Here is a 24,344-nt window from a genome sequence, read left to right as displayed (position 1 = left end):
AAGGAGGTGGCACTATGCCTAAGATTTGGCATTATAATCCTGGTTTAGAATGTGCAGAACCTGAAATTGTAGAAAAGGAAACAGATATTTTGATAGTTGGTGGTGGAATGGCAGCTTGTGGTGCTGCGGTAGAAGCTGTTCAGTGGGCTAAACCTCATGGATTAAGAATTATTCTTTGTGATAAGGCTGCTATGGAAAGATCTGGTGCAGTAGCTATGGGTCTTTCTGCTATAAATACCTATATTGGGGAGAATACACCTGATGACTATGTTAGAATGGTCCGTTGTGACTTAATGGGTATTGTTCGTGAAGACCTTGTTTTTGATGTAGGTCGTCATGTTGACGATACAGTTCATTGTTTTGAAGAATGGGGTCTCCCTATTTGGAAAAAAGATCCCCAGACTGGAAAAACCTTAGATGGTGCTGAAGCAAAGGCTAAAGGGCTAACTCTTAAAGCTGGTGCTCAACCTGTTCGTTCTGGTCGCTGGCAGATAATGATTAATGGTGAATCTTATAAAGTAATTGTTGCTGAAGCAGCCAAAAATGCTCTTACTGGTTATGATAAGGCAGAAATTATTGAAAGATGTTTTATTGTAAGACCTCTTCTTGATGCTAATGAGCCTAATCGTTGTGCTGGAGCAGTGGGATTCTCTGTAAGAGAAAACAAAATTTATATTATTAAAGCAAATGCTACATTACTTGCTACTGGTGGAGCTGTTAATGTATTCCGTCCAAGATCAATTGGTGAAGGAAAAGGGCGTGCTTGGTATCCTGTATGGAATCCTGGAACAGGATATGCAATGTGTGCCCAAATTGGTGCTAAGCTTGTACTTATGGAAAATAGATTTATACCTGCACGTTTTAAAGATGGTTATGGTCCAGTTGGAGCATGGTTCTTACTCTTTAAAGCAAGAGCAACTAATGCATTTGGAGAAGATTATGTAGCAAAGCATAAAGATGAGTTAAAGAAATTTGCTCCTTATGGTGAGGCATCTCATATTGGAACCTGCTTGAGAAACCATGCTATGCTTATTGAAATGGAAGCTGGACGTGGACCTATCTATATGCATACTGAATGGGCGCTTCAGGAAGCTGCTGAGAAAATGGATAAGAAAGAATTTAAACATCTTGTTGCTGAAGCTTGGGAAGACTTCCTTGACATGTGTGTAACTCAGGCTGGACTTTGGGCTTGTTTAAATATTGAACCTGAAAAACTCCCCTCTGAAATTATGCCTACAGAACCCTATCTTTTAGGATCTCATGCTGGATGTGCCGGTGCTTGGGTATGCGGTCCTGATGAAGATTGGGTTCCTGAAGAATATAAAGCTCCTTGGAGAGAAATCGGGCTTTATAACAGAATGACCACAGTAAAGGGACTTTTCTGTGCAGGAGATACTGTAGGAGCATCTGGACATAAATTCTCCTCTGGTTCTCATGTAGAAGGTAGAATTGCAGCTAAAGCTATGGTAAAATTCTGCTTAGATCATAAAGATTACAAACCTACTCCAAAAGAAAATCCTGAAGAATTAAAGAAAGAAATTTATGGTCCCTGGTATAGATTTGAACAATTTAAGACTGCAACTACTGCTTATGAAGTTAATCCAAACTACTTGATACCTCGTCATATTCAGGATAGACTTATGAAACTTATGGATGAATACGTTGCTGGATGCTCCACCTTCTATAAAACTAATAAAGTTATGCTTGAAAGAGGTCTTGAGCTTATTAAGATGCTTAAGGAAGATATGGAGCTTGCAGCTGCAAGAGACCTTCATGAACTTATGAGAGCTTATGAAAATAGACATCGTGTATGGACTGCAGAAGCTCATCTTTTACATATTCTCTTCCGTGAAGAAACCCGTTATCCTGGATACTATTACAGAACTGACTTTCCCAATCTTGATGATGCAAATTGGAGATGCTTCACTCTTTCCTCTTATAATCCTGAAACTAAGGAGTGGACTTTAGAAACTTATCCTTATGTCCAGATTATTCCTGATCCACTTGGACCGTAAAATTTAGAATAAAAAAAAGAGGGGGCTTTAAGCCCCCTCTTTTTTTATTTTATTTTCAGGATAAATCCCCTTTGAGAGAGGGGATTTATCCTGAAAATAATTCTTAGGAGGTAATTATGAAAAAACCTATATTAGTTGTAGGAGGAGGAATTAGTGGAATAACAGCAGCAGTAGAAGCTGCTGAGGTTGGAGCTGAAGTAATATTAATTGAAAAAGAACCAAGCTTAGGTGGAAGGGTTGCTCAACTGAGATATTATTTTCCAAAACTTTGTCCTCCTAGTTGTGGTTTAGAGATTAATTATAGAAGAATTAAAACTAATCCCAGAATCAAAGTTTATACTATGACAGAAATTGCAGAAATTTCTGGCGAAAAAGGAAATTATAAAGTAAAGGCAGTTGTTAAGCCAAGATATGTGAATGACAATTGTACAGCTTGTGGAGAGTGTGAGAAAGTTTGTGAGGGTGAAAGAGTAAGTGAATTTGATTTTGGATTAAGAAAAACAAAAGCAATTTATTTGCCTCATCCTATGGCATTTCCTATGAAATATGTTCTTGATAAATCCGCCTTAGCTCCCGGAGATTTAGAAAGAATAATGTCTGCTTGTAAATATAATGCTATAGATCCAGATATGAAAGAAGAAACCTTAGAGTTTGAAGTAGGAGCTATTATATGGGCAACTGGTTGGAAACCTTATGATGCTACAAAACTTGATAATTTAGGGTATGGTAAATATGCTAATGTGATAACCAATATGCAAATGGAAAGACTTGCTTCGCCCTGGGGACCAACTGGAGGAAAAATTTTAAGACCTTCGGATCAAAGTTTTCCTAAAAGGGTTGCCTTTGTTCAGTGTGCTGGATCACGTGATGAAAATCATTTGCCCTATTGTTCCTATATATGTTGTTTAGCCTCTCTTAAGCAAAGTTTATATTTAGCTGAACAAGATCCTGAGGCTGAAGCCTTAATTTTTTACATAGATATAAGAACACCTGGAAGATATGAAAAATTTTTAAGAAGAGCTCAAAATGAGGCTCGCATTAATTTTATTAAAGGAAAGGTAGCGAAAATTGAAGAAGATCCTGAAACTAAAGATTTAATAGTCACAGCAGAAGATATACTTTCAGGTAAAAAAATACATGAAAAAGTCAACTTGGTTGTTCTTGCACTTGGTATGCAACCAAGTATAGCAGGAATAAATATTAAAGGACTTGAAGTTGATGAAAACGGTTTTGTAATTTCAGAAAACGGGATAATTGCTTGTGGATGTGCTAAAATGCCTCTTGATGTTATGACTTCTAATGAAACAGCAACTGGCGCAGCTTTGAAAGCTGTTCAAACTATATTAAGGGGGTAAAAAATGGAAAAGATAGGTGTATTTATATGCACTTCTTGTGATATTGGTAATCGTTTAGATATTGCAGAATTAGAAAATGCTGCTCGTGATCAGGGAGCAGTTGCAGTATATAGTAGGGAATTTCTCTGTTCAAAGGAGGGCAAAGCTTTTATTGAAGAAAAAATTAAAGAGAACGGACTTGATGCTGTTTCTATTTGTGCCTGTTCTCCAAGAGTTAATTATGATGTCTTTGATTTTGGAAATGTGGCTGTAGAAAGGGTTAATTTAAGGGAAGGAATAGTTTGGAGTAGATTTCTTTTAGGAGAAGGAGGAGAGATTTTAGAAGACACTGCTGACTATATCGAGGGAGTTCCTTTTAAAAATGAGCTTATGGCTTTAGCAAAGGATTATGTTAAAATGGGAGTTGCTAAACTTCAAGTTTATAAACTTCCTGAACCATTTAAACCAGAAGAGGAAATTTCTAAAACTATACTTGTTATTGGTGGGGGAGTAGCAGGATTGACAGCAGCTTTAGAAGCTGCTAATGCCGGTTATGATGTAGTATTAGTTGAAAAGGAAAAAGAACTGGGTGGATTTGTTGCTAAAATGAAGGGTCATTGCGAAGTTAAACATCCTTTTAAAAATATTGTTCCTCCTATAGTAGATGAACTTATTTCTCAAGTAGAAAGTAATGAAAAAATTAAGGTTTATAAAAAGGCAACTGTTGCAAGTATTTCAGGAATGCCTGGACTATTTAAGGTAAAGATTAATGTAGATGGAAAAGAAGAGGAGGTCAAAATAGGGGCTATTGTTTTAGCAGCTGGATTTAAACCTTATGATGCAAGTAAACTTGACTCCTTAGGATATGGAAATATTAAAAATGTAGTCACTAATGTTCAATTTGAGGAAATGGCAAAAGAAGGTAAATTTATAAGACCTTCAGATGGGGCACCTATTAAAAGTGTTCTTTTTATTCTATGTGCTGGACAAAGAGACGAAAATCATTTACCCTATTGTTCAGGATATTGTTGTTTAGCTTCTCTTAAACAGGCTAAATATATTAGAGAAGCAGATCCTGATGCAAAGGCATTTATAATTTATGACCATATGAGAACAATGGGAATTTATGAAAACTTTTATAAAACTTTGCAAGACGATCCAGGTGTCTTTTTAACTAAGGGTAAAGTGGTTGAAGTTTCTGAGGGGGAAGATGGAAAAGTAAAAGTAATAGTTGAAGAAACGCTATTGGGAGAAAAATTAGAAATAAATGTTGATTTGGTGGTCCTCGCTATAGGAATGGTTCCTGTAACAGCTGAAGGACCTGTCCTTAATTTAGAATATAGACAAGGTCCAGGGTTACCTCCTGATGAACTTGAACTCTTTTATGGATATGCCGATTCTAACTATATTTGTTTCCCCTATGAAACAAGAAGAACTGGTATTTATGCTGCAGGTGCAATTCATCAACCAATGACTATAGCACAAGCAATAGAAGATGCACGTGGAGCAGCTCTTAAGGCTATTCAGTGCCTTGTTGCTATTGAAGAGGGTCATGCAGTTCATCCAAGAACTTGGGATTTTGCCTATCCAGAATTTGACCTTAAAATGTGCACTCAGTGTAAAAGATGTACTGAAGAGTGTCCTTTTGGTGCTTTAAATGAAGATGAAAAAGGTAATCCTTTACCAAATATTACAAGATGTAGACGTTGTGGAACCTGTTTCGGTGCTTGTCCTCAGAGAATTATTAATTTTAAAGATTACTCTATTGAGATGGTTGGAAATATGATAAGGGCAACTGAAATGCCAGAACAAGGTTATGGACTTTATAGGCTTATGGCTTTTATCTGTGAAAATGATGCTCTACCAGCTTTAGATATGGCAGCTCTTCAAAGAAAAAGCATACCTGTTACTTTTAGAATAATCCCTGTTAGATGTTTAGGAGCAGTTAATGTTTCTTTTGTTAAAGATGCCATGAGTAAAGGTTATGATGGAATTCTTTTATTAGGATGTAAATATGGTGAAAATTATCAGTGCCATTTTATTAAAGGAAGTGAATTAGCTAATAGACGTATGGAAAATGTTGCAGAAACTTTACAACAACTCGCTTTAGAGCCAGAAAGAGTAACTTTATACACTGTAGCTATTGATGAAGTAGAAGAGGTAATTAAAAAGATGAATGAATTTAATGAAGAAATAAAAGGATTTGAAGAAAATCCATTTAAAGGTTGGTAAAGGAGGATTGCTATGGCTAATGAAATTATAAAAGTTGATGTAGATTTAGAAGCAATTAAGGAAATACAGAGCTTAGGAGGAGATACATTAAAAAAATGTTATCAATGTGCTACTTGTTCTACAGTTTGTCCTTTATCACCTGATGAAGCACCCTTCCCAAGAAAACAGATGATTTTAGCTCAATGGGGTTTTAAAGAGAAATTACTTAATGATCCAGCTATTTGGTTATGTCATCAATGTGGAGATTGTAGTAAATATTGTCCGAGAGGAGCTAATCCTGGTGAAGTAATGGCAGCCTTAAGACTTTCTGTTATTAAAGAAGCAACACCCTTTAAATTTTTACACACCTTTTATAATAATGCTTGGGGATTTCCTATTCTTATATTAATTGCCCTCTTTTTTATTTTAATTGCTACAATTGCTACCTTTGGAGGAATTCCCAATTTCTTTGATGCGGATTCTTTCCCTTACGGAGGTCCTTCTTATGAAATTTGGTTTATCCATCTTCCTGCAAGAGTTTTGATGATAGATGTAATATTTTTACCTTTAGCAGTTTTTGTAATTATTATTTTATTTTCAGCTATTAACAGAATGTGGAATGCCTATGTAGAAACTTATAAGATTCCTCAAGCTTATAGATATGGTATGTGGACTATTTTAAAAACTTATTTACTTTCAGCCATTGGAGAAATTTTAAATCACAATAGATTTGAAAAATGTGAAGCTAATAAATGGAGAGCTTTACCTCATAAAGTTCTCCTTTGGGCTTTTATTCTCTTAGCTTTAACTACAGCTATTGTTTTTGTTATGGCAGATATTTTAGGATTTCATACACCTTGGAATCCTCTTCTTCATCCTGTAAAATGGTTGGGGAATATCGGAGGGCTTATGCTTCTTTATGGGATTATTAGTATAATTTTAGGAAGATCTCAAGCTGAAAGGGAAAAAAGTGTAAAGACTAGTTATCCTGATAGTTTTTTAGTGTATTTAATTTTATTGGTTGGTTTAACTGGATTTGGAATCGAAATCTTTCGTAATATTTCTGCTCTAAGATCACTTACTTCTTTAATTTATATTGCCCATTTAGTATTTGTATTTATTTTATTTTTAGGTGTAGCTTATTCTAAATTTGCACATCTTGCTTTTAGAACAACAGCAGTTGTATTTGATTTATATTTTAAGGATATAAATCAGAAAATGTCTTGATATCACTTTAGCTTCTCTTGACAAAATTTTAAAATAAGTTAATTTTAATAAAAATTGGAGGGGTACCCGAGCGGCCAAAGGGGCCGGGCTGTAAACCCGGTGGCTTTCGCCTTCGGAGGTTCAAATCCTCCCCCCTCCATTTAAATTATTTGGTAATGCGGGCGTAGCTCAATGGTAGAGCATCAGCCTTCCAAGCTGAGGGTTGCGGGTTCGAGTCCCGTCGCCCGCTTTGAAAATTGATAATTAAGCCCACGTAGCTCAGGAGGTAGAGCACTTCCTTGGTAAGGAAGTGGTCACCGGTTCGAGTCCGGTCGTGGGCTTAAATAAAAATAAAAATTGGATTATAATTATATTTTTAGGGAGGAGAGGAGATGGCGAAGGCTAAATTTGAGAGGAAGAAGCCTCATTTAAATGTAGGGACTATTGGGCATATTGATCATGGGAAGACCACATTAACGAGTGCGATAACGAGGGTGTTATCGACGAAGGGATTAGCGAGGTGGGTTCCATTTGATGAGATAGACAAGGCACCTGAGGAGAAGGCAAGGGGTATAACGATACAGCTTGCGCATGTGGAGTATGAGAGTGAGAAGAGGCATTATGCGCATATAGATTGTCCTGGTCATGCTGATTATATAAAGAACATGATAACTGGTGCAGCGCAGATGGATGGGGCAATACTTGTTGTTGCAGCAGATGATGGTCCTATGCCTCAGACGAGGGAGCATGTATTGCTTGCGAGGCAGGTTAATGTTCCGTACATATTGGTATTTATGAACAAGATTGACATGGTAGATGATCCTGAGTTATTGGATTTAGTTGAGTTAGAGGTTAGGGAATTACTTACGAAGTATGGATTTCCTGGTGATGAGGTACCGGTTATAAGGGGTAGTGCTTTGAGAGCGCTTGAGTGTGGGTGTGGTAAGGAGGAGTGTCAGTGGTGTGGGGCTATATGGCAGTTGGTGAAGGCGATGGATGAGTATATACCTGAGCCAATAAGGGATGTAGACAAGCCGTTTTTGATGCCTATAGAGGATGTATTTAGTATAAGTGGTAGGGGAACGGTTGTGACGGGTAAGGTAGAGAGGGGAGTGCTTAGGCCTGGAGATGAGGTTGAGGTGGTAGGGCTTAGGCCGACGATTAAGACGGTTGCAACAAGTATTGAGATGTTTAGGAAGATACTTGATGAGGCATTACCTGGTGATAATATAGGGATACTTTTGAGGGGAGTAGGGAAGGATGATGTAGAGAGGGGTCAGGTGGTAGCGAAGCCTGGTAGTATAAAGCCGCATATTAAGTTTAAGGCTGAGGTATATGTGTTGAAGAAGGAGGAGGGAGGTAGGCATACGCCATTTTTTAGTGGGTATAGACCGCAGTTTTATTTTAGGACGACAGATGTTACAGGGGTTATAAAGTTACCTGATGGGGTTGAGATGGTGATGCCTGGAGATAATGTGGAGTTAGAGGTTGAGTTAATAAAGCCGGTTGCATTAGAGGAGGGGTTGAGGTTTGCTATAAGAGAGGGTGGAAGGACGGTTGGAGCAGGAGTTGTTACAAAAATTTTAGAATAAAAAGAGGTTTTAGATTATGGCTAAAAAGGGTGAAGCAAGAATAATTATTCATCTTCAATGTACTGAATGTAAAAGAATTAATTATACCACTACAAAAAATAGACGTAATACTCCTGATAGATTGGAGTTAAGAAAATATTGTCCATGGGAAAAAAGGCATACAGTTCATAGAGAGGTTAAAAAATAAGGTAGGCCAGTAGCTCAAGTTGGCAGAGCATCGGACTCCAAATCCGAAGGTTGGGGGTTCAAGTCCCTCCTGGCCTGCCATTTTAATTATTTAAGATTGAGAAGATATGAAAGCTAAAGAAATAGTAAAAGATAAAATAATTAAAGAAAAAGAAGGAAATTTAATATCAAAGGGTGTAAAATTTTTAGAAGAGGTTAAAATAGAAGCCAAAAAAATTACTTGGCCTCCTAAAAAACAAGTAATACTTAGTGTTTTAATGATTATGTTTTTTAGCATAATTATAGGAGCCTATTTAGGTTTATTAGATATAATTTATAATGCGCTAATTTCATTTTTGGTAAGATAAGATGAGTAAAATTTGGTATTCTGTTCAAGTTTGGTCAGGTTTAGAGGAAGATATTAAACAAAAAGTGGAAAAATTATTGGAAGAAAAAGCAAAGGAAAAAGTAGAAAAGATTTTTGTTCCGCCTCCAAAGGAAATAGAAATAGTTTTTTCTCCAGAAAAACAGGTTACTCAAAGATTTTATTCAGGATATTTTTTGATTTATGGAGAACTTGATGAAGCTCTTAAAGAAGAAATAAAAAAGATAAAAGGAGTTATTGATATAATAGGAGGAGATAAATTATATATTTTTAGAAGTGAAGAAGTAGAAAGACTTATTTCTCAGCTTGTGGTTGAAGAAATTAAACCGAAACCAAGATATCAATTTATGCAAGGAGATAGAGTTAGGATTACAGAGGGACCCTTTGCTAATTTTATAGGTATAGTTGATGAGGTAAAGCCTGAAAAAGGTAAAGTAAAAGTTTTAGTGAGTATTTTTGGTAGAGAAACTCCTGTGGAAATAGAATTTGCCTATTTACAGAAGATTTAAGGAGGGATAAAGGAATATGGCTAAAAAAGTTATAGCACAGGTAAAATTACAACTCCCTGCAGGTCAGGCAACTCCTGCGCCACCAGTTGGTCCTGCTTTGGGTCAGCATGGAGTTAATATAATGGAGTTTGTAAAAGCATTTAATGAAAAAACCCGTAATCAAGAAGGTATGATTATACCTGTAGTAATTACTATTTATGCTGATAGATCTTTCACTTTTGAACTAAAAACACCTCCGGCATCGGTACTTTTAAAAAAGGCAGCTGGAATTGAGGTAGGTGCTCATAATCCAAAAAAAGAGGTAGTAGGAAAAATTACCAGAAAACAATTAGAGGAGATAGCAAAACTTAAAATGCAAGATCTTACTGCTTCTTCCTTAGAAGCAGCTATGAAAACTATTGAAGGGACTGCTAAAAGTATGGGAATAGAAATTGTGGATTAGGAGAGGAGAAAATGGCTAGGAGAGGTAAAAAATATAGAGAGGCTTTAGCAAAGGTTGACAGAACTAAAAGATATACTTTTGAGGAAGCTGTTAAATTAGCATTAGATACTTCTTATGCTAATTTTGATGAAACTGTAGAGGTAGCAGTTAATTTGGGTGTAGATCCTCGTCATGCAGATCAGATGGTAAGAGGTTCTGTGGTTTTACCTCATGGAACTGGTAAACCTGTTAAAGTTTTAGTTTTTGCAAAAGGAGAAAAGGCAAAAGAAGCTATGGAAGCAGGAGCAGATTATGTAGGAGATGAGGATTTGATTAAAAAAATTCAAGAGGGATGGTTAGAATTTGATAAAGTGGTAGCAACTCCTGATATGATGCCTCAATTAGGTAAGATTGGTAAGATATTGGGACCTCGTGGGCTTATGCCAAGCACAAAAACAGGAACAGTGACTTTTGATATAGCTAAAGCAGTTAAAGAAATAAAGGCAGGTAAAGTTGATTTTAAAGTGGATAGGGCAGGAGTAGTTCATGCACCCGTTGGTAAAGTGTCTTTTGGTGAAAAGAAAATATTAGAAAATTTAGCTGCTTTTTTTGAAGCCCTTTTAAAAGCAAAACCCTCAGCAGCTAAAGGACAATATATAAGAGGAGTAACTATCTCTACTACTATGGGACCTGGTATAAAAGTAGACCCAAATGATGTTAGAAATTTAATACATAAGTATTCAGGAGATTAAATTTGTTAAAAATAAAAGCCCCATGAGAATCCTTCAAAAGTAAGGGTTACTCTTGGGGCCTAAGACAAGTAGGTGCCAGGTGAGGCTTAAATGGGGAAAAGTTTTTCCCAGCCTACTTAGAGGCGAAAGGGTACCCTTTCAAAAAAATTAGATGATACTTAAGGAGGTTAGCCTTGCTTACTCGAATGAGGAAACAGGAAATTGTTAAAAATTTAAAGGAAAAGTTTTTAAATTCTGAGGGGGTTTTTGTTACTTCATTTAGAGGATTTACAGTTGCAGAAAGTAACGAAATTAGAAAATTAATAAGAGAAAAGGGAGGGGAATTTAGAGTTGTTAAAAATACCTTGATCAGATTAGCTTCACAAGAAACACCTGCTCAACCAATAAATGATTATGTAGAAGGTCCAACAGCACTTGTTATTGCTTACAAAGATCCGGTTGAGATAGCAAAGGTTTTAAATAAATTTATAAAAGAGCATCCATCCTTACAATTAAAAGGTTTTGTAATACAGGGTAAGGGATTTGAAGCAGCTGCTATTGAAGAGCTTGTTAAACTTCCTCCAAAGGAGGTTTTACTTGCTCAATTTCTTGGTACTCTTCAAGCACCAATTGCTAATTTTATAGGTGTTCTTTCAGCCATTATTAGAAATTTTCTTTATGTGCTTAAAGCTATTGAAGAAAAGAAAGCTAAAGGAGAATAAAACTTAAAAAGGAGGGATTGGAAATGCCAGTAACTAAAGAAGAGGTAATTGAATTTATTGCTAACATGAGTGTTTTGGAACTATCTCAATTTATTAAAGAACTTGAAGAAAAATTTGGGGTTACTGCAGCAGCACCAGTTGCAGCAGTAGCAGCAGTAGCTCCCCAGGCAGCTGCTAGTGAGGCAGCTCCTGCTGAGGAAAAAACAGAATTTGATGTTATTCTTACTGATATCGGATCTAATAAAATTAATGTAATTAAGGTGGTGAGAGAGATTACTGGATTGGGATTAAAAGAGGCTAAGGAGTTAGTAGAATCTGTTCCTAAACCACTTAAGACAGGTGTTTCTAAAGAAGAAGCAGAAACTATTAAGAAAAAATTAGAAGAAGTAGGGGCAAAGGTAGAAATTAAATAACTTGTTTAATAAAAAATATTTTAAAAATTTAAGAAAAAATACAATAATAGGGTTCCCTTATGAAGATGGGGGAACCCTATTCAAATTTTTAAAGGAGGGTGATCTGTAGATGTCCCATAATACTAATCAGAGACCCAAAATAAGAAAAAGTTTTGTAAAGGTCCAACAAATTCAGGATTTACCAGATCTTTTAAAAATTCCTAAGGAATCTTATCAGAAATTTTTACAAGCAAATACCCCTCCAGATAGAAGACAGGATGTAGGAATTCATAGATGTTTTTCTACAGTTTTTCCTATAAAAGATTATTCAGACATAGCTGTTTTGGAATATTTAGATTATAAAATCTTACCTCCAGAATATACGCCAGATGAAGCTAAGGAGAAAGGATTAACTTATGAAGCTCCAATGAAATTAAGAGTACGTTTAGTAACTTATGATCTTGATCCAGAAACTGGAGTGAAAAGTATAAAGGATATAAAAGAACAGGAAATCTATTTTGGTACAATTCCTCTTATGACAGAAGATGGAAGATTTATTATAAATGGTACCGAAAGAGCTGTAGTTAATCAACTTCAAAGGTCTCCCGGAGTAATTTTTGAAAAGGATAAAACCCATGCTAAGGCTGGTAGATTAACTTATATTGGAAGAGTAATTCCTGTAAAAGGTTCTTGGTTAGATTTTATATATGATTATAGAGGGAGATTTTTGGTAAGAATTGATAAAAGGAAAAATATTCCTGCAACGGTATTTTTAAAAGCTATGGGATTATCGGAAGAGGAGATCCTTTCTTTATTTTACCCAACAGAAAAATATAGAATTTTAGAAGAAGGGGTAGAAAAGGAGTTAAATTATGAACTTTTAGCTGGGCAAAAAGCTCCTATAGATATTGTTCATCCAGAAACAGGGGAAGTTTTAGTAAAAAAAGGAAAAGTAATAAGTGCTGGAATAATTAAAAGATTGAAGCAGTCAGGAATAAATGTTTTGAAACTCCCTGATGAAATGCTAATTGGTAAATTTTGTGCCAAAGAAATTGTAGATAAAGAGACAGGAGAAGTATTACTTGAGGTAAATGAAGAAATTACTGAAGAAAAACTTAAATTACTAAGAGAAAAAAACATAAAAGAAGTAGAAGTTCTTTTTGTAGATGCCTACCGTTATTCTTCAGCTTTAAGAGATGCTCTTAAAACTGATAAGGTAAAAAGTAAAGAAGAAGCTTTAATAGAAATTTTTAGAAAAATGAAACCCGCAAGTCCTGTAACTCCAGAAATAGCAGAAGCCTATTTTAGATCTCTATTTTTTGATCCGTCAACTTATGATCTCTCTGAAATTGGAAGATATAAAATAAACTTGAGACTGAATTTAGATCTTCCTATTACTCAAAGAACCCTAACCTTAGAAGATGTGATTGCAATTTTGAAAGAGCTAATCCGCATGAAAGAGAATGAGGAAGAAGGAGATGATATAGATAGTTTAGCTAATAGGAGGGTTAGATCTGTAGGTGAATTAGTGGAAAATCAGTTTTTAATTGGTTTAATGAGAATGGAAAGAATTATTAAAGAGAAGCTTCAACTCCAAGAGATAGAAACTTTAACCCCTGCAGAACTTATAAATAGCAAACCTGTTATGGCAGCAGTAAAAGAATTTTTTGCTCAAGGGCAGTTATCTCAATTTATGGATCAAACTAATGTACTTTCTATGATTACTCATAAAAGGAGACTTTCTGCACTTGGACCAGGTGGTTTAACAAGAGAAAGAGCCGGTTTTGAAGTTAGAGATGTTCACCCCAGTCATTATGGGAGAATCTGTCCTATTGAGACTCCAGAAGGTCCAAATATTGGATTAATTGTTTCTCCAACTACTTATGCTCAGGTAAATCCTTATGGTTTTTTAGAAACTCCTTATAGATTAGTAAGAAACGGAAAGGTTACAAAACAGGTTATATATTTGAATGCTGCTGAAGAAAAAAACCTTATAATTGCTCAATCAACTATTAGAATTGATAAAGAAGGGAATATTTTAGATGAATATGTTCCAGCAAGGAAAAACGGAGAATTTATTATTGCTCATAGAGATGAAGTTGATTTAGTTGATTTATTTCCTGCTCAAATAGTAAGTGTTTCAACTTCGCTTATTCCGTTTTTAGAACATGATGATGCAAATAGAGCACTTATGGGTTCTAACATGCAAAGACAGGCTGTACCATTGCTTATTCCCAAAGCGCCTCTTATTGGTTCTGGAATGGAAAAATCAATTGCTTTAAATTCTGGATTCCTTTTAGTGGCTGAAAAAGATGGAGTTGTAGAAGATGTGGATAGTACAAGAATTGTAGTAAGATATGATAAAGAGGATGGCCTCTTACCAGAAATAAAAATTTACGAACTTATTAAATGGAGAAAATCAAATCAAAATACTACTTTCAATCAAAGACCTATTGTAAAACCAGGACAAAGGATAAAAAAAGGGGATATCTTAGCAGATGGACCATCTATGGATCACGGAGAGCTTGCTTTAGGTAAAGATGTACTTGTAGCTTTTATGCCTTGGAAAGGATATAATTTTGAGGATTCTATTATTATTTCAGAAAGATTGGTAAGAGATGATGTATTCACTTCTATACATATTGAAGAATTTGAATGTATAGCAAGGGAAACCAAATTAGGTAGAGAAGAAATAACAAGAGATCTTCCCAATGTAGGAGAAGAACTTATATCTAATTTAGATGAAAGTGGCATTATAAAAATTGGAAGTTTTGTAAAACCGGGAGATATTCTTGTAGGAAAAGTAACACCTAAAGGGGAAACTACTCTTACTCCTGAAGAAAAACTTTTAAGAGCTATTTTTGGAGAAAAAGCAAAGGATGTAAAAGATACTTCTTTAAGAGTTCCCGCTGGAATTGAGGGAATTGTAATAGATACTAAAGTTTTAACCAGAAAGGGTTTAGAAAAGGATATAAGAGCTAAACAAAAAGAAGACGAAGCAATAGCTAAATTATTGAGAAATCAAGCAGATATTTTAGAGATTTTAAAAAGAGGTCTGGTTACAAAACTTTCTCAGATTTTAGAGGGTGAGAAGGCGGTAAAAGATTTAGAAAAGGAAGGAGATATTTACATTAGAAAGAAAGAACCCTTTTCTTTTAAACTCCTTGATTCAATTCCAGCACCTATACTTTCAAAATTAAAAGATGTTGTTCCTCCATCTAAAAAAGAAATAGTTTCTGAATTATTAGAAGTGTATGAAAAAAGAAGAAAAGAAATCATTGAGGAGTATGAGGCTAAAATAAACAAAATTAAAAAGGGAGATGAACTTCCTCCTGGTGTTCTAAAAATTGTAAAAGTATATGTAGCTATGAAAAGAAAGCTTCAGCCAGGAGATAAAATGGCAGGAAGACATGGGAATAAAGGTGTTATTTCTAAGGTTGTTCCTATAGAGGATATGCCTTATCTTCCAGATGGAACTCCTGTAGATATGATACTTTCTCCTTTAGGAGTCCCTTCTCGTATGAATATAGGACAACTTTTAGAAACCCATTTGGGATGGGCTTGTAAAGAACTTGGGAAGAAACTTGCAAAGCTTGCACAAGATTATCAAGTAGAAAGTGTAAAAAGTCTTTTAAAAGAAATTTTTAGTGAAGAGGAATATGAAAGATTAGTTGAGGGTAAAAGTGATGAAGAGATAATAGAGTTAGCTAAAGGATTTATAGATGGTATTCCTGTTGCAACTCCTGTTTTTGCAGGTGCTAAAGAAGAGGAAATTAAAAAATGGTTAAAGCTTGCTGGTTTAGATCCAAGTGGAACGACTATACTTTATGATGGTATGACAGGAGAGCCTTTTAAAGAGCCTGTCACAGTAGGGTATATGCATATGCTCAAACTTCACCACTTAGTAGATGATAAAATTCATGCCCGTTCCACTGGTCCTTATTCTTTGATTACTCAACAGCCTCTTGGTGGAAAGTCTCAATTTGGTGGTCAAAGATTAGGAGAAATGGAAGTTTGGGCAATAGAAGCTTATGGAGCAGCTTATACTCTTCATGAATTTCTTACTGTCAAAAGTGATGATGTAGAAGGTAGAGCAAAAATGTATGAAAAATTGGTTAGAGGGAAAAACTTTTTAGAGGGAGGTATGCCTGAAAGTTTTAGAGTTTTAACTAAGGAATTACAAGGGCTTTGCCTTGATATTGAATTAATAGAAGAATAAAAAAGGGGGTGTTTTAAATAATGAAGGAACTTTTAGCTATTTTAGAAAAACCAAAAGATCTAATGAAGATTAGAGCTATTAAAATAGGTATAGCCTCTCCAGAAAAAATAAGAGAATGGAGTTATGGAGAGGTAAAGAAGCCAGAAACTATAAATTATCGAACTTTAAAACCTGAAAAGGATGGATTATTTTGTGCAAAAATTTTCGGTCCTGTAAGAGATTTTGAATGTCTCTGTGGAAAATATAGAGGAATGAAGCATAGAGGAGTAATTTGTGAAAAATGTGGAGTCGAGGTTATTCAGAGTAAAGTTAGAAGAGAAAGAATGGGACATATAGAACTTGCAGCACCTGTTGCTCATATTTGGTATTTAAGAAGTATCCCAAGTAAAATCGGACTTTTACTTAATATGACGCTAAAAGAAGTAGAATCTATACTTTATTTGGAAAAATATGTAGTAATTGAAAGTGAAATAGATGAATATCCTAAAGGAACTATTTTAACTGAAGATAAATATTATGCTTTAAGCGAAATGTATGGAGACAAGATTGTTATTGATACAGGAGCGAAAGCTATATATGAATTATTAAAATCTCTTGATTTAGATAAATTAATTCAGGAAATAACTATAGAAATGCAAACTACACAAAGTGAAGCAAGAAGAAAGAAATTAGGGAAACGTTTACAATTAGTAAAAGCATTTAAAAATTCTGGGAATAGACCTGAATGGATGATTTTACAAGTTATTCCTGTTATTCCTCCTGAATTAAGACCCCTTGTTCCTTTAGAAGGAGGTAGATTTGCTACCTCAGATCTAAATGATCTTTACAGAAGAGTTATTAATCGTAATGTTAGACTTAAAAAACTTATAGACCTTGATGCTCCAGAGATAATTTTAAAAAATGAAAAAAGAATGCTTCAAGAAGCGGTGGATGCACTTTTTGATAATGGAAGAAGAGGTCGTCCTGTAACTGGTCCTAATAGAAGACCTTTAAAGAGTTTATCTGATGTTTTAAAGGGAAAACAGGGAAGATTTAGACAAAATCTACTTGGTAAAAGAGTTGATTTTTCAGGAAGATCGGTAATAGTTGCTGGTCCAGAATTAAGAATGCATCAATGTGGTCTTCCTAAAAAGATGGCATTAGAACTTTTTAAGCCTTACATATATGGCTGGCTTGAAAGACAAGGATATGCTACAAATATAAAAACAGCCAAAAGACTTGTAGAAGAGGAACATCCAGCTGTATGGGATGCTTTAGAAGAAATTGTAAAAGAATATCCTATAATGCTTAATCGTGCACCAACACTTCATAGACTTGGCATACAAGCTTTCGAACCAGTATTGATAGATACTAAAGCTATTCAACTTCATCCTTTAGTGTGTGTGGCCTATAATGCTGACTTTGATGGAGACCAAATGGCTGTCCATGTTCCTCTTTCTGTTGAAGCTCAAACCGAAAATAGAGTATTAATTCTTTCTACAAATAATATTCTTCTTCCAGCAAATGGTATACCTATTGTATATCCTACTCAAGATATGGTTCTTGGTTTGTTTTATATGACTTTAGAAAAACCCTTTGCTAAAGGAGAGGGCAAAATTTTTAAAGACAAAGATGAGGTCATTTTAGCTTATCAAACAGGAGCTGTTGAGTTACAAGCAAAAATAAAAGTTAGAATGAATGGAAAATTGGTAGATACTACAGTAGGAAGAGTAATTTTTTCTACCATTGTTCCAGAAGAGATAGAATTTGAAGAATATAATAAACCTTTAACTAAAAAAGAATTGCAGAGATTGATAAATCTTTCCTATCATAAGGCAGGAATGAAGAAAACTGTAATTTTTGCTGATAAATTAAAAGATATGGGATTTGCTCAAGCAACATCTGCTGCCCTTTCTATTTGTGTAGATTATTTAACCATTCCTAAGAAAAAAGCAGAAATAATAGCTGAAGCTGAGAAAAAGGTTGCAGAAATTTGGCAACAATATAGAGATGGATTAATTACTGAAAGTGAAAGATATAACAAAGCTGTAGATATTTGGGCTAACGCAACTGAAAGAGTTACAGAAGAAATGATAAAAGAAATGGAAACAAAAGAATATATTGGTCCTGATGGAAGAAAGGTAATAGGTCCCAGTTTTAATCCAGTTTATATGATGGCTTTTTCTGGTGCCCGTGGTTCTAAAGACCAAATTAGACAGCTTGCAGGAATGAGAGGTTTAATGGCTAAACCTTCTGGAGAAATTATTGAAACACCAATTAAAAGTAATTTTAGAGAAGGACTTTCAGTTCTTGAATATTTCGTTTCCACACATGGAGCCCGTAAAGGACTTGCTGATACAGCTTTAAAAACAGCAAATGCAGGATATTTAACTCGTAAACTAATAGATGTAGCTCAAGATTGTATGGTTACTGAAGAAGATTGTGGAACTATTGATGGTATAGAAATTGGGCATTTAATTGAAGCTGGAGAAATTATAGATCCTGTATGGGATAGAGTTCTTGGTAGAGTTGCTTTGGAAGATATTGTTGACCCAATAACTGGAGAAGTTTTAGTAAGAGCAAATGAAGAGATAGATGAAGAAGCAGTTAAAAAATTAAGAGAGGCAGGAATTGAAAAGGTTAGTATTCGTTCCGTTCTTACTTGTGAGGCTAAATTTGGAGTTTGCAGAAAATGTTATGGAAGAGATTTAGCTACAGGAAGACTTGTAGAAATTGGGGAAGCTGTGGGTATAATTGCAGCTCAATCCATTGGAGAACCTGGTACCCAACTTACTATGAGAACTTTCCATATAGGAGGTGCAGTAGGAAAGGCTTTAGAACAAAGTGAACATAGAGCACAATCTCAAGGAAAAGTTAAGTTTATAAATCTTAGATTAGTAAGAGGAAAAGATGGGAATTTAGTTGCTCTTAATAGGCAAGGAGAAATAGCTATTGAGGGTCCTGATGGAAGGATTTTAGAAAAATATCCTGTTATTTATGGAGCAAAAATAAAAGTAGAAGAAGGACAAGAAGTTAAACCCGGAGATTTGTTAGTGGAATGGGATCCCTATACCTCTCCAATTATTGCTGAGATAGATGGAAGAGTTAAATTTGGAGATATTATTGCAGGAGTTACAGTTGATGAAAAAATAGATCCCACTACAGGAAGAGTAAGTATAGTGGTAAGAGATTATAAATTGACAGATTATCGTCCCCGTATTTCTATTAAAGATGAAAAGGGAAGAACTAAAGATTTACCCGAAGGCAGAGGGAAGGCTCGTTATGAACTTCCTGTAGGTGCTATAATAAGTGTTCAAGAAGGAGATTACATTTATGCTGGAGATGTTATAGCAAGAATCCCAAGAGAAACTTTAAAAGCTAAGGATATTACAGGAGGTTTACCAAAGGTTACTGATCTTTTTGAGGCTCGTAAACCAAAAGAATATGCTATTATAACCGAGATAGATGGTAAAGTTGTTTTTGAAAAGGAAGTTAGAGGTAAAAAGAAAATTGTAGTTCAACCCGAAGTAGGAGAATCTCAAGAATATTATATTTCTAAAGGAAAACATATAGTAGTAAGAGAAGGAGATATAGTAAAAGCAGGAGATCCCTTAATAGAAGGATCTCCCAATCCTCATGATATTTTAAGAGTAAAAGGTGTTAAGGGAGTCGCTAGATTCTTAGTTGAAGAAATTCAGGAAGTTTATAGATTACAGGGAGTTAAAATAAATGATAAACATTTCGAAGTTATTGTAAGACAAATGCTTAAAAAAGTTAAAATTAAAGAAGCTGGTGATACTGATTTTATGATAGGTGAAATTGTAGATAAGGTAAAGTTTGAAGAAGAAAATGAAAAAGTCTTAGCTATGGGAGGTAAACCAGCTGTTGCTGAGCCAGTTATACTTGGTATTACTAGAGCAGCTCTACTTACTGATTCTTGGCTTTCTGCTGCTTCATTCCAAGAAACTACAAGAGTTTTGACAGAAGCTTCTATTGCTGGAAAGGTTGATTATCTGAAAGGTTTAAAAGAGAATGTTATTATAGGTAGACTTATTCCTGCTGGAACAGGAAGAATAGTTTATGAAGAAAAAGGCTGGGTATAAGAGTTAAAAGGGGGTCTTTCCCCCTTTATTTTTTAAGACCTAAATTTTGGATAAGATTTTGGTATCTTTCAAAATCAGTCCTTTTTAAATAATTCAAAAGGGCTCTTCTTTGACCTATGAGTTTCATAAGACCCCTTCTTGAATGAAAATCTTTACGATGTATTTTAAGATGTTCCTCTAATTGTTTAATTCTTGCACTCAAAAGAGCAATTTGGACTTCAGGTGAACCAGTATCATTTGGATGGCGTCTAAATTTTTCAATAATTTCTTTCTTAATTTCTGGATCCAAAGGCATTTTTTCCTCCTAAAATTTATTTTAAAGCCTGGGAAAGGATTACCCATTTCCCAAGCAAAGTTAATTATATTACAAAAGCTGATTTAATCAATAGCTAATAAATTAAATTGAAATTATAATTAAAAAATAACAAATTTCTTTTAAGATTTGACTTTTAAAATAAAATCATATATAATTGTTTGAACAAATTCTTCAAATCAAATTCAAACTCTAAAAAGAGAGGGGTGATCAATGAAGGATAAAATAAGTATAATAATACATACACCCACTGGTAAAGAACCAAAAATTATAAGCTTTAAAATAAAGTATATAAAATATTTTTCAGTTTTAGTGCTTGTTTTCTTTTTTTTATCTTTTTTTTCTTATTTATTAAATGTCTTTTTTGTACAAAAATATTTTTGGTTAAAAGAAAAAGAAAAGAAAATAAAAACTGTTACCAAACTTAATAATAAGTATAAAGAAGAATTAACTAAACTTAGAAACAATTTAATCAAATTGGAAAATTATCTCATAGAGAGGGGAGTGATTAAAAAAGATAAAGATGCTCTTGGAGGTTTAAGTAGATTAAAAGCTGAGGAATTGTCAGATGAGGAGTATTTAAGTTTTTTGATTTCTCAAAGTGAAAAACTTTTTAATCAACTAAGGATTACTCCAACAGGCTTTCCAGTAAGTGGAGAAATAACATCAACCTTAGGTTGGAGAGAAAATCCCTTTGGAAGTGGATATGAATACCATACAGGTGTTGATATTAAAGCTCCTTATGGAGATCCTGTTTATGCTACTGCTGAGGGTATTGTTAAATACGCAGGTTGGCTTTCAGACTATGGAAAAACTGTAATTATAAAACATCCATCAGGTTATGAAACTCTCTATGGACATTTATCTAAAATAAAGGTAAGAAGTGGAGAAAAGGTAGGGGCAGGAGAAATAATAGGATATGTAGGTTCAACTGGAAGAAGCCTTGGGCCACATCTTCATTATGAAGTACGTCTCGGTTCGAAATTTTTAGATCCTCTTAAATTTATAGTTTGGAAATGATAAAGTATTTCGAAAAAATATTGAATAAATTTAATAAAAAAAGAGAAAAAGAGGATTTTGAAGAAATTAGGACATTTATATGTTCAGGGTGCTTTTTTGAAGGAAATATTTCTATAGGAGAAGGCATAACAAGAATTGACGGAGAAATTCAAGGTAATGTGAAAGGAAAAGGTGGTTTATTGGTTGGGGAAAATGGAATTATTAAAGGAGATGTTGAAGTGAAAAGACTTTTATTATATGGACAAATTTTTGGAAATATTAAAGCTGAAGAAGTAGAACTTTATTCTGGAAGTGTGGTAAAAGGTAATATTAAAACTAAGTCTATTTATATAGAAAAGGGAGCCTCTATAAACGGATTTTGTGAAACAGAAAGCCCTTCTACTTCTTAAAATTTTAAATGAATCAAGAATATCTCTTTGAAGTTTCCCCTGAGGATGAGGCTAAAAGGCTTGATATTTTTATAAAAGAAAAACTCCCCCAATTAAGTAGAAGTAGAATTCAGACTCTTATTAAAGAGAATTATGTATTAGTAAATTTTAAACCTTCTAAGGCAAGTTATAAAATCAAAAGAGGGGAAAAAATAAAAGTTTTCATTCCTCCTGATAGAGAAATTGAGATTCAACCAAGAGATATTCCTTTTGAAATTATTTATGAAGATGAAGACATAGCAGTTATAAATAAGCCTTCAGGAATAGTGGTTCATCCAGCACCTGGACATTATGATGATACTTTAGTTCATGGACTCATTTTAAAGCTAAAAAATCTTTCAGGAATTGGTGGTAAAATAAGACCAGGTATTGTACATAGACTTGATAAGGATACATCAGGTATTATGCTTGTTGCCAAAAATGATTTTGCCCACAAAAAGCTTGTAGAAGCTTTTAAAGAAAGATTAATTGAAAAAAACTATATAGCTCTTGTCTATGGCAGATTAACTCAGAAAAAAGGAAAAATTGAAACCTTTATAGGAAGGCACCCAATTGCTCGCAAAAAAATGGCAGTTTTAAAAGAAGGAAAATTAGCTATTACTTTTTATGAAGTTTTAGAAATTTTTAATAAAGCTTCCTTAGTTTTAGCTAAACCAGTTACAGGAAGGACTCATCAAATAAGGGTTCAATTCTCTTATATAGGTCATCCCATTTTAGGAGATCCAATTTATGGAGGTTTAAAACATAATCTTCCTAAGCCTCCAAGGCTTATGCTACATGCCTACGAAATTGTCTTTAAACATCCAAGAACTAATGAAGAAATGAAATTTAGAGTCCCTATTCCAGAGGAGTTCCAAAGTTACATAGAAAAATTAAAAGACTCAAGATGAAAAAAATAGCTATTACAGGAAGTTTAGCTACTGGGAAATCTACAGTTCTTAAAATTCTACAAAATTTAGGTTTTGCTACCTTTTCTTGTGATGAAGTAGTTAGAAATTTATATGAAGATCCGGAAATAAAAAAAAGAGTTATAGGAATTTTTGGAGAAGAAATTCTTGAGCCTGATGGAAAATTAAATAAAAAGAAAATTTTAGAAAAAATTTTAGAAAATCAAGAATTTAAGAAAGAACTGGAAGCCTTATTTCATCCTTTAGTAAAGAAAAAATGTATAGAATTTATTAATGCTAATAAAGAAGAAAAAATTCTTTTTTTTGAGGTTCCCCTTCTTTTTGAAGCTGGATGGGAAAGTTTTTTTGATGAAATATGGGTTGTAAGTTGTTCAGAAAAAGTTCAAAAGGAAAGGATATTAAAAAAAGGATTAGATGAAAAAATGGGAGAAGGGATTCTTAAATTACAGCTTCCTCTTTCTGAGAAAGAAAAAAGGGCTCATAGAATTATTTTTTCAGAAAAAAGCATAGAAGACTTAGAAAAGGAACTTAAAGAAATTATAAAGGAGTATTTAAAAGCTTAAATCCTTCATTGGTAAAACAGTGAAATAAGAAAGAATCTCCCATTTTTTTTACTTTTAAGTTTTTTAAAAATAAAGCTTCTTTAAGACTTTTAATAGGCTCTCTTTCTATTGCTAAAATTCCTTCTCTATCTCCTATAATAACAGGACCTATTATATAGAAGATTTCATCTACTAAGTTTTTTTCAAGAAAACTTCCATGAACTTTTCCGCCACCCTCTACAAGAATAGAGCATATATTATTTTCATTACATTTTTCTAAAAGGGCATTTAAATCAATTTTTTCTCTTTCTAAAGGAAGTCTCCATACCTCAATTCCTCTGGCTTTTAAAATTTTTTCCTTTTGAAGATCTGCTTTTTCTCCGCAAACTATAATTGTTTTTTTATTTTTATTAACCTCAAAAATCTTAAAATTAGGATCTAAACTCAAGTAAGTATCAAGGACGATTCTTATAGGATTTTTCCCTTTTACTAATCTACAGGTTAAATCTGGATTATCTTTTAAAATAGTATTTTTTCCCACTAATATGGCATCACAAATATGTCTTAATTTGTGAGCATATTTTCTTGCTTTTTCTCCTGTAATCCATTTTGATTCTCCTGTAGAAACTGCTATCCTCCCATCAAGGCTTGACGCTACTTTCATTATTACCCAGGGTCTTTTTCTTAAAATATGACTTAAAAAAAATCTGGTGAGAATTTTCACTTCCCTTTCTAAAACTCCAACCTTTACTTCTATACCTTTTGATTTTAAATATTCTAAACCTCCTTTAGCTATTGGATTAGGGTCTCTTATTCCACATACAACTTTTGAAATACCAGCTTCTATAATTTTTTCTGTACAGGGAGGGGTTTTCCCATAATGAGAGCAAGGTTCTAAAGTGACATAAAGAATACTTCCTTTTGCTTTCTCCTTAGCTCTATTTATAGCTTCTACTTCTGCATGGGGATAACCAAATTTTTTATGATATCCTTTAGCTATAATTTTTTTATTTAAAGGATCTATAAGAACAGCTCCAACAGGAGGATTAGGTGAAGTCCAGCCTAACCCTTTATAACCTTCTTTAACAGCAATTTTCATGAAAAATTCATCAGAAAGATTCTTAGACTTAAGATCCATGTATGAAGTTT

20 protein-coding genes and 4 tRNA genes are annotated in these 24,344 nt (G+C 34.0%); 22 read left to right on the top strand and 2 right to left on the bottom strand.

What is annotated here, in order from left to right; genetic code table 11:
* Window positions 1-14 precede the first annotated feature (14 nt).
* From aprA to rpoC, 18 genes are all read left to right on the top strand, one after another.
* The gene (gene aprA, locus TOPB45_RS00905) at window positions 15-2,015 is read left to right on the top strand and encodes an adenylyl-sulfate reductase subunit alpha (protein WP_013908991.1); all 2,001 of its coding nucleotides are present in this window, start codon (window positions 15-17) and stop codon (window positions 2,013-2,015) included.
* A gap of 116 nt (window positions 2,016-2,131) precedes the next feature.
* Window positions 2,132-3,370: a CoB--CoM heterodisulfide reductase iron-sulfur subunit A family protein gene (locus tag TOPB45_RS00900; protein ID WP_013908990.1), complete on the top strand. Its 1,239-nt coding sequence runs from the start codon at window positions 2,132-2,134 to the stop codon at window positions 3,368-3,370.
* A 3-nt stretch (window positions 3,371-3,373) separates the two neighbouring features.
* Window positions 3,374-5,581: an FAD-dependent oxidoreductase gene (locus tag TOPB45_RS00895; RefSeq protein ID WP_013908989.1), complete on the top strand. Its 2,208-nt coding sequence runs from the start codon at window positions 3,374-3,376 to the stop codon at window positions 5,579-5,581.
* A 12-nt stretch (window positions 5,582-5,593) separates the two neighbouring features.
* Entirely contained in the window at window positions 5,594-6,787 is a 1,194-nt protein-coding gene (gene qmoC, locus TOPB45_RS00890) for a quinone-interacting membrane-bound oxidoreductase complex subunit QmoC (RefSeq protein ID WP_013908988.1), read from the top strand.
* Between the two features lie 56 nt (window positions 6,788-6,843).
* A tRNA-Tyr gene (locus tag TOPB45_RS00885) sits at window positions 6,844-6,926 on the top strand.
* A gap of 18 nt (window positions 6,927-6,944) precedes the next feature.
* Window positions 6,945-7,016: transfer RNA gene (locus TOPB45_RS00880), tRNA-Gly, on the top strand.
* An 18-nt stretch (window positions 7,017-7,034) separates the two neighbouring features.
* Window positions 7,035-7,107 (top strand) — tRNA-Thr (locus TOPB45_RS00875).
* A gap of 51 nt (window positions 7,108-7,158) precedes the next feature.
* Window positions 7,159-8,358, top strand: a complete 1,200-nt coding sequence (tuf, locus tag TOPB45_RS00870) for an elongation factor Tu (protein WP_013908987.1) — start codon at window positions 7,159-7,161, stop codon at window positions 8,356-8,358.
* 16 nt (window positions 8,359-8,374) lie between these two features.
* On the top strand, window positions 8,375-8,545 hold the full coding sequence (rpmG, locus tag TOPB45_RS00865; protein WP_013908986.1) for a 50S ribosomal protein L33: 171 nt from the start codon (window positions 8,375-8,377) through the stop codon (window positions 8,543-8,545).
* A gap of 3 nt (window positions 8,546-8,548) precedes the next feature.
* Window positions 8,549-8,625, top strand: a tRNA-Trp gene (locus TOPB45_RS00860).
* A gap of 26 nt (window positions 8,626-8,651) precedes the next feature.
* On the top strand, window positions 8,652-8,891 hold the full coding sequence (gene secE / locus TOPB45_RS00855; RefSeq protein WP_013908985.1) for a preprotein translocase subunit SecE: 240 nt from the start codon (window positions 8,652-8,654) through the stop codon (window positions 8,889-8,891).
* Between the two features lies 1 nt (window position 8,892).
* Window positions 8,893-9,417: a transcription termination/antitermination protein NusG gene (gene nusG / locus TOPB45_RS00850; protein ID WP_013908984.1), complete on the top strand. Its 525-nt coding sequence runs from the start codon at window positions 8,893-8,895 to the stop codon at window positions 9,415-9,417.
* A 16-nt stretch (window positions 9,418-9,433) separates the two neighbouring features.
* On the top strand, window positions 9,434-9,859 hold the full coding sequence (gene rplK / locus TOPB45_RS00845) for a 50S ribosomal protein L11 (RefSeq protein ID WP_013908983.1): 426 nt from the start codon (window positions 9,434-9,436) through the stop codon (window positions 9,857-9,859).
* Window positions 9,860-9,870: 11 nt separating this feature from the next.
* Entirely contained in the window at window positions 9,871-10,590 is a 720-nt protein-coding gene (gene rplA / locus TOPB45_RS00840; RefSeq protein WP_013908982.1) for a 50S ribosomal protein L1, read from the top strand.
* Between the two features lie 173 nt (window positions 10,591-10,763).
* Entirely contained in the window at window positions 10,764-11,291 is a 528-nt protein-coding gene (rplJ, locus tag TOPB45_RS00835; RefSeq protein ID WP_144011474.1) for a 50S ribosomal protein L10, read from the top strand.
* A 23-nt stretch (window positions 11,292-11,314) separates the two neighbouring features.
* Window positions 11,315-11,704: a 50S ribosomal protein L7/L12 gene (gene rplL / locus TOPB45_RS00830; protein ID WP_013908980.1), complete on the top strand. Its 390-nt coding sequence runs from the start codon at window positions 11,315-11,317 to the stop codon at window positions 11,702-11,704.
* A 109-nt stretch (window positions 11,705-11,813) separates the two neighbouring features.
* On the top strand, window positions 11,814-15,902 hold the full coding sequence (gene rpoB / locus TOPB45_RS00825) for a DNA-directed RNA polymerase subunit beta (protein ID WP_013908979.1): 4,089 nt from the start codon (window positions 11,814-11,816) through the stop codon (window positions 15,900-15,902).
* Between the two features lie 20 nt (window positions 15,903-15,922).
* Window positions 15,923-19,984 carry a DNA-directed RNA polymerase subunit beta' gene (gene rpoC, locus TOPB45_RS00820; RefSeq protein WP_013908978.1) on the top strand — a complete coding sequence of 1,354 codons (4,062 nt, stop codon included), beginning with the start codon at window positions 15,923-15,925 and terminating at the stop codon, window positions 19,982-19,984.
* Window positions 19,985-20,009: 25 nt separating this feature from the next.
* On the opposite strand, the gene rpsO is transcribed toward rpoC, so the two are convergent.
* On the bottom strand, window positions 20,010-20,279 hold the full coding sequence (gene rpsO / locus TOPB45_RS00815; protein ID WP_013908977.1) for a 30S ribosomal protein S15: 270 nt from the start codon (window positions 20,277-20,279) through the stop codon (window positions 20,010-20,012).
* 231 nt (window positions 20,280-20,510) lie between these two features.
* Here rpsO and TOPB45_RS00810 point away from each other — a divergent pair, with 231 nt between their 5' ends.
* From TOPB45_RS00810 to coaE, 4 genes are read left to right on the top strand one after another with little or no spacing between them, the layout of a single operon-like run.
* The gene (locus TOPB45_RS00810) at window positions 20,511-21,317 is read left to right on the top strand and encodes a M23 family metallopeptidase (RefSeq protein WP_013908976.1); all 807 of its coding nucleotides are present in this window, start codon (window positions 20,511-20,513) and stop codon (window positions 21,315-21,317) included.
* Window positions 21,314-21,706 (top strand): bactofilin family protein, encoded by a 393-nt coding sequence (locus tag TOPB45_RS00805; RefSeq protein WP_013908975.1) that lies wholly within the window; start codon window positions 21,314-21,316, stop codon window positions 21,704-21,706. Before TOPB45_RS00810 ends, TOPB45_RS00805 begins: the two co-directional genes overlap by 4 nt.
* 8 nt (window positions 21,707-21,714) lie before the next feature.
* Window positions 21,715-22,635 carry an RluA family pseudouridine synthase gene (locus TOPB45_RS00800; protein ID WP_013908974.1) on the top strand — a complete coding sequence of 307 codons (921 nt, stop codon included), beginning with the start codon at window positions 21,715-21,717 and terminating at the stop codon, window positions 22,633-22,635.
* A complete protein-coding gene (coaE, locus tag TOPB45_RS00795) occupies window positions 22,632-23,216 on the top strand; it encodes a dephospho-CoA kinase (RefSeq protein ID WP_013908973.1) in 585 nt (194 codons plus the stop codon). The genes TOPB45_RS00800 and coaE overlap by 4 nt, the downstream gene beginning before the upstream one ends.
* Here the strand turns inward: coaE and ribD are convergent.
* Window positions 23,191-24,333, bottom strand: coding sequence for a bifunctional diaminohydroxyphosphoribosylaminopyrimidine deaminase/5-amino-6-(5-phosphoribosylamino)uracil reductase RibD (ribD, locus tag TOPB45_RS00790; protein ID WP_013908972.1), 1,143 nt, complete (start codon window positions 24,331-24,333; stop codon window positions 23,191-23,193). The two genes, coaE and ribD, sit on opposite strands and share 26 nt — an antisense overlap.
* Window positions 24,334-24,344: the final 11 nt, after the last annotated feature.

Source organism: Thermodesulfobacterium geofontis OPF15 (assembly GCF_000215975.1).
In the GTDB taxonomy this organism is placed as follows: Bacteria; Desulfobacterota; Thermodesulfobacteria; order Thermodesulfobacteriales; family Thermodesulfobacteriaceae; genus Thermodesulfobacterium; species Thermodesulfobacterium geofontis.
The sequence above is the reverse complement of the archived record's forward strand: the minus strand, read 5'-3'. Positions and strand labels throughout refer to the sequence as shown.

Excerpts from the sequence above, each read along its gene's own strand:
- aprA (WP_013908991.1), top strand. The coding sequence starts at position 15 with ATGCCTAAGATTTGGCATTATAATCCTGGTTTAGAATGTGCAGAACCT.
- TOPB45_RS00900 (WP_013908990.1), top strand. The coding sequence starts at position 2,132 with ATGAAAAAACCTATATTAGTTGTAGGAGGAGGAATTAGTGGAATAACA.
- TOPB45_RS00895 (WP_013908989.1), top strand. The coding sequence starts at position 3,374 with ATGGAAAAGATAGGTGTATTTATATGCACTTCTTGTGATATTGGTAAT.
- qmoC (WP_013908988.1), top strand. The coding sequence starts at position 5,594 with ATGGCTAATGAAATTATAAAAGTTGATGTAGATTTAGAAGCAATTAAG.
- tuf (WP_013908987.1), top strand. The coding sequence starts at position 7,159 with ATGGCGAAGGCTAAATTTGAGAGGAAGAAGCCTCATTTAAATGTAGGG.
- rpmG (WP_013908986.1), top strand. The coding sequence starts at position 8,375 with ATGGCTAAAAAGGGTGAAGCAAGAATAATTATTCATCTTCAATGTACT.
- secE (WP_013908985.1), top strand. The coding sequence starts at position 8,652 with ATGAAAGCTAAAGAAATAGTAAAAGATAAAATAATTAAAGAAAAAGAA.
- nusG (WP_013908984.1), top strand. The coding sequence starts at position 8,893 with ATGAGTAAAATTTGGTATTCTGTTCAAGTTTGGTCAGGTTTAGAGGAA.
- rplK (WP_013908983.1), top strand. The coding sequence starts at position 9,434 with ATGGCTAAAAAAGTTATAGCACAGGTAAAATTACAACTCCCTGCAGGT.
- rplA (WP_013908982.1), top strand. The coding sequence starts at position 9,871 with ATGGCTAGGAGAGGTAAAAAATATAGAGAGGCTTTAGCAAAGGTTGAC.
- rplL (WP_013908980.1), top strand. The coding sequence starts at position 11,315 with ATGCCAGTAACTAAAGAAGAGGTAATTGAATTTATTGCTAACATGAGT.
- rpoB (WP_013908979.1), top strand. The coding sequence starts at position 11,814 with ATGTCCCATAATACTAATCAGAGACCCAAAATAAGAAAAAGTTTTGTA.
- rpoC (WP_013908978.1), top strand. The coding sequence starts at position 15,923 with ATGAAGGAACTTTTAGCTATTTTAGAAAAACCAAAAGATCTAATGAAG.
- rpsO (WP_013908977.1), bottom strand. The coding sequence starts at position 20,279 with ATGCCTTTGGATCCAGAAATTAAGAAAGAAATTATTGAAAAATTTAGA.
- TOPB45_RS00810 (WP_013908976.1), top strand. The coding sequence starts at position 20,511 with ATGAAGGATAAAATAAGTATAATAATACATACACCCACTGGTAAAGAA.
- TOPB45_RS00805 (WP_013908975.1), top strand. The coding sequence starts at position 21,314 with ATGATAAAGTATTTCGAAAAAATATTGAATAAATTTAATAAAAAAAGA.
- TOPB45_RS00800 (WP_013908974.1), top strand. The coding sequence starts at position 21,715 with ATGAATCAAGAATATCTCTTTGAAGTTTCCCCTGAGGATGAGGCTAAA.
- coaE (WP_013908973.1), top strand. The coding sequence starts at position 22,632 with ATGAAAAAAATAGCTATTACAGGAAGTTTAGCTACTGGGAAATCTACA.
- ribD (WP_013908972.1), bottom strand. The coding sequence starts at position 24,333 with ATGGATCTTAAGTCTAAGAATCTTTCTGATGAATTTTTCATGAAAATT.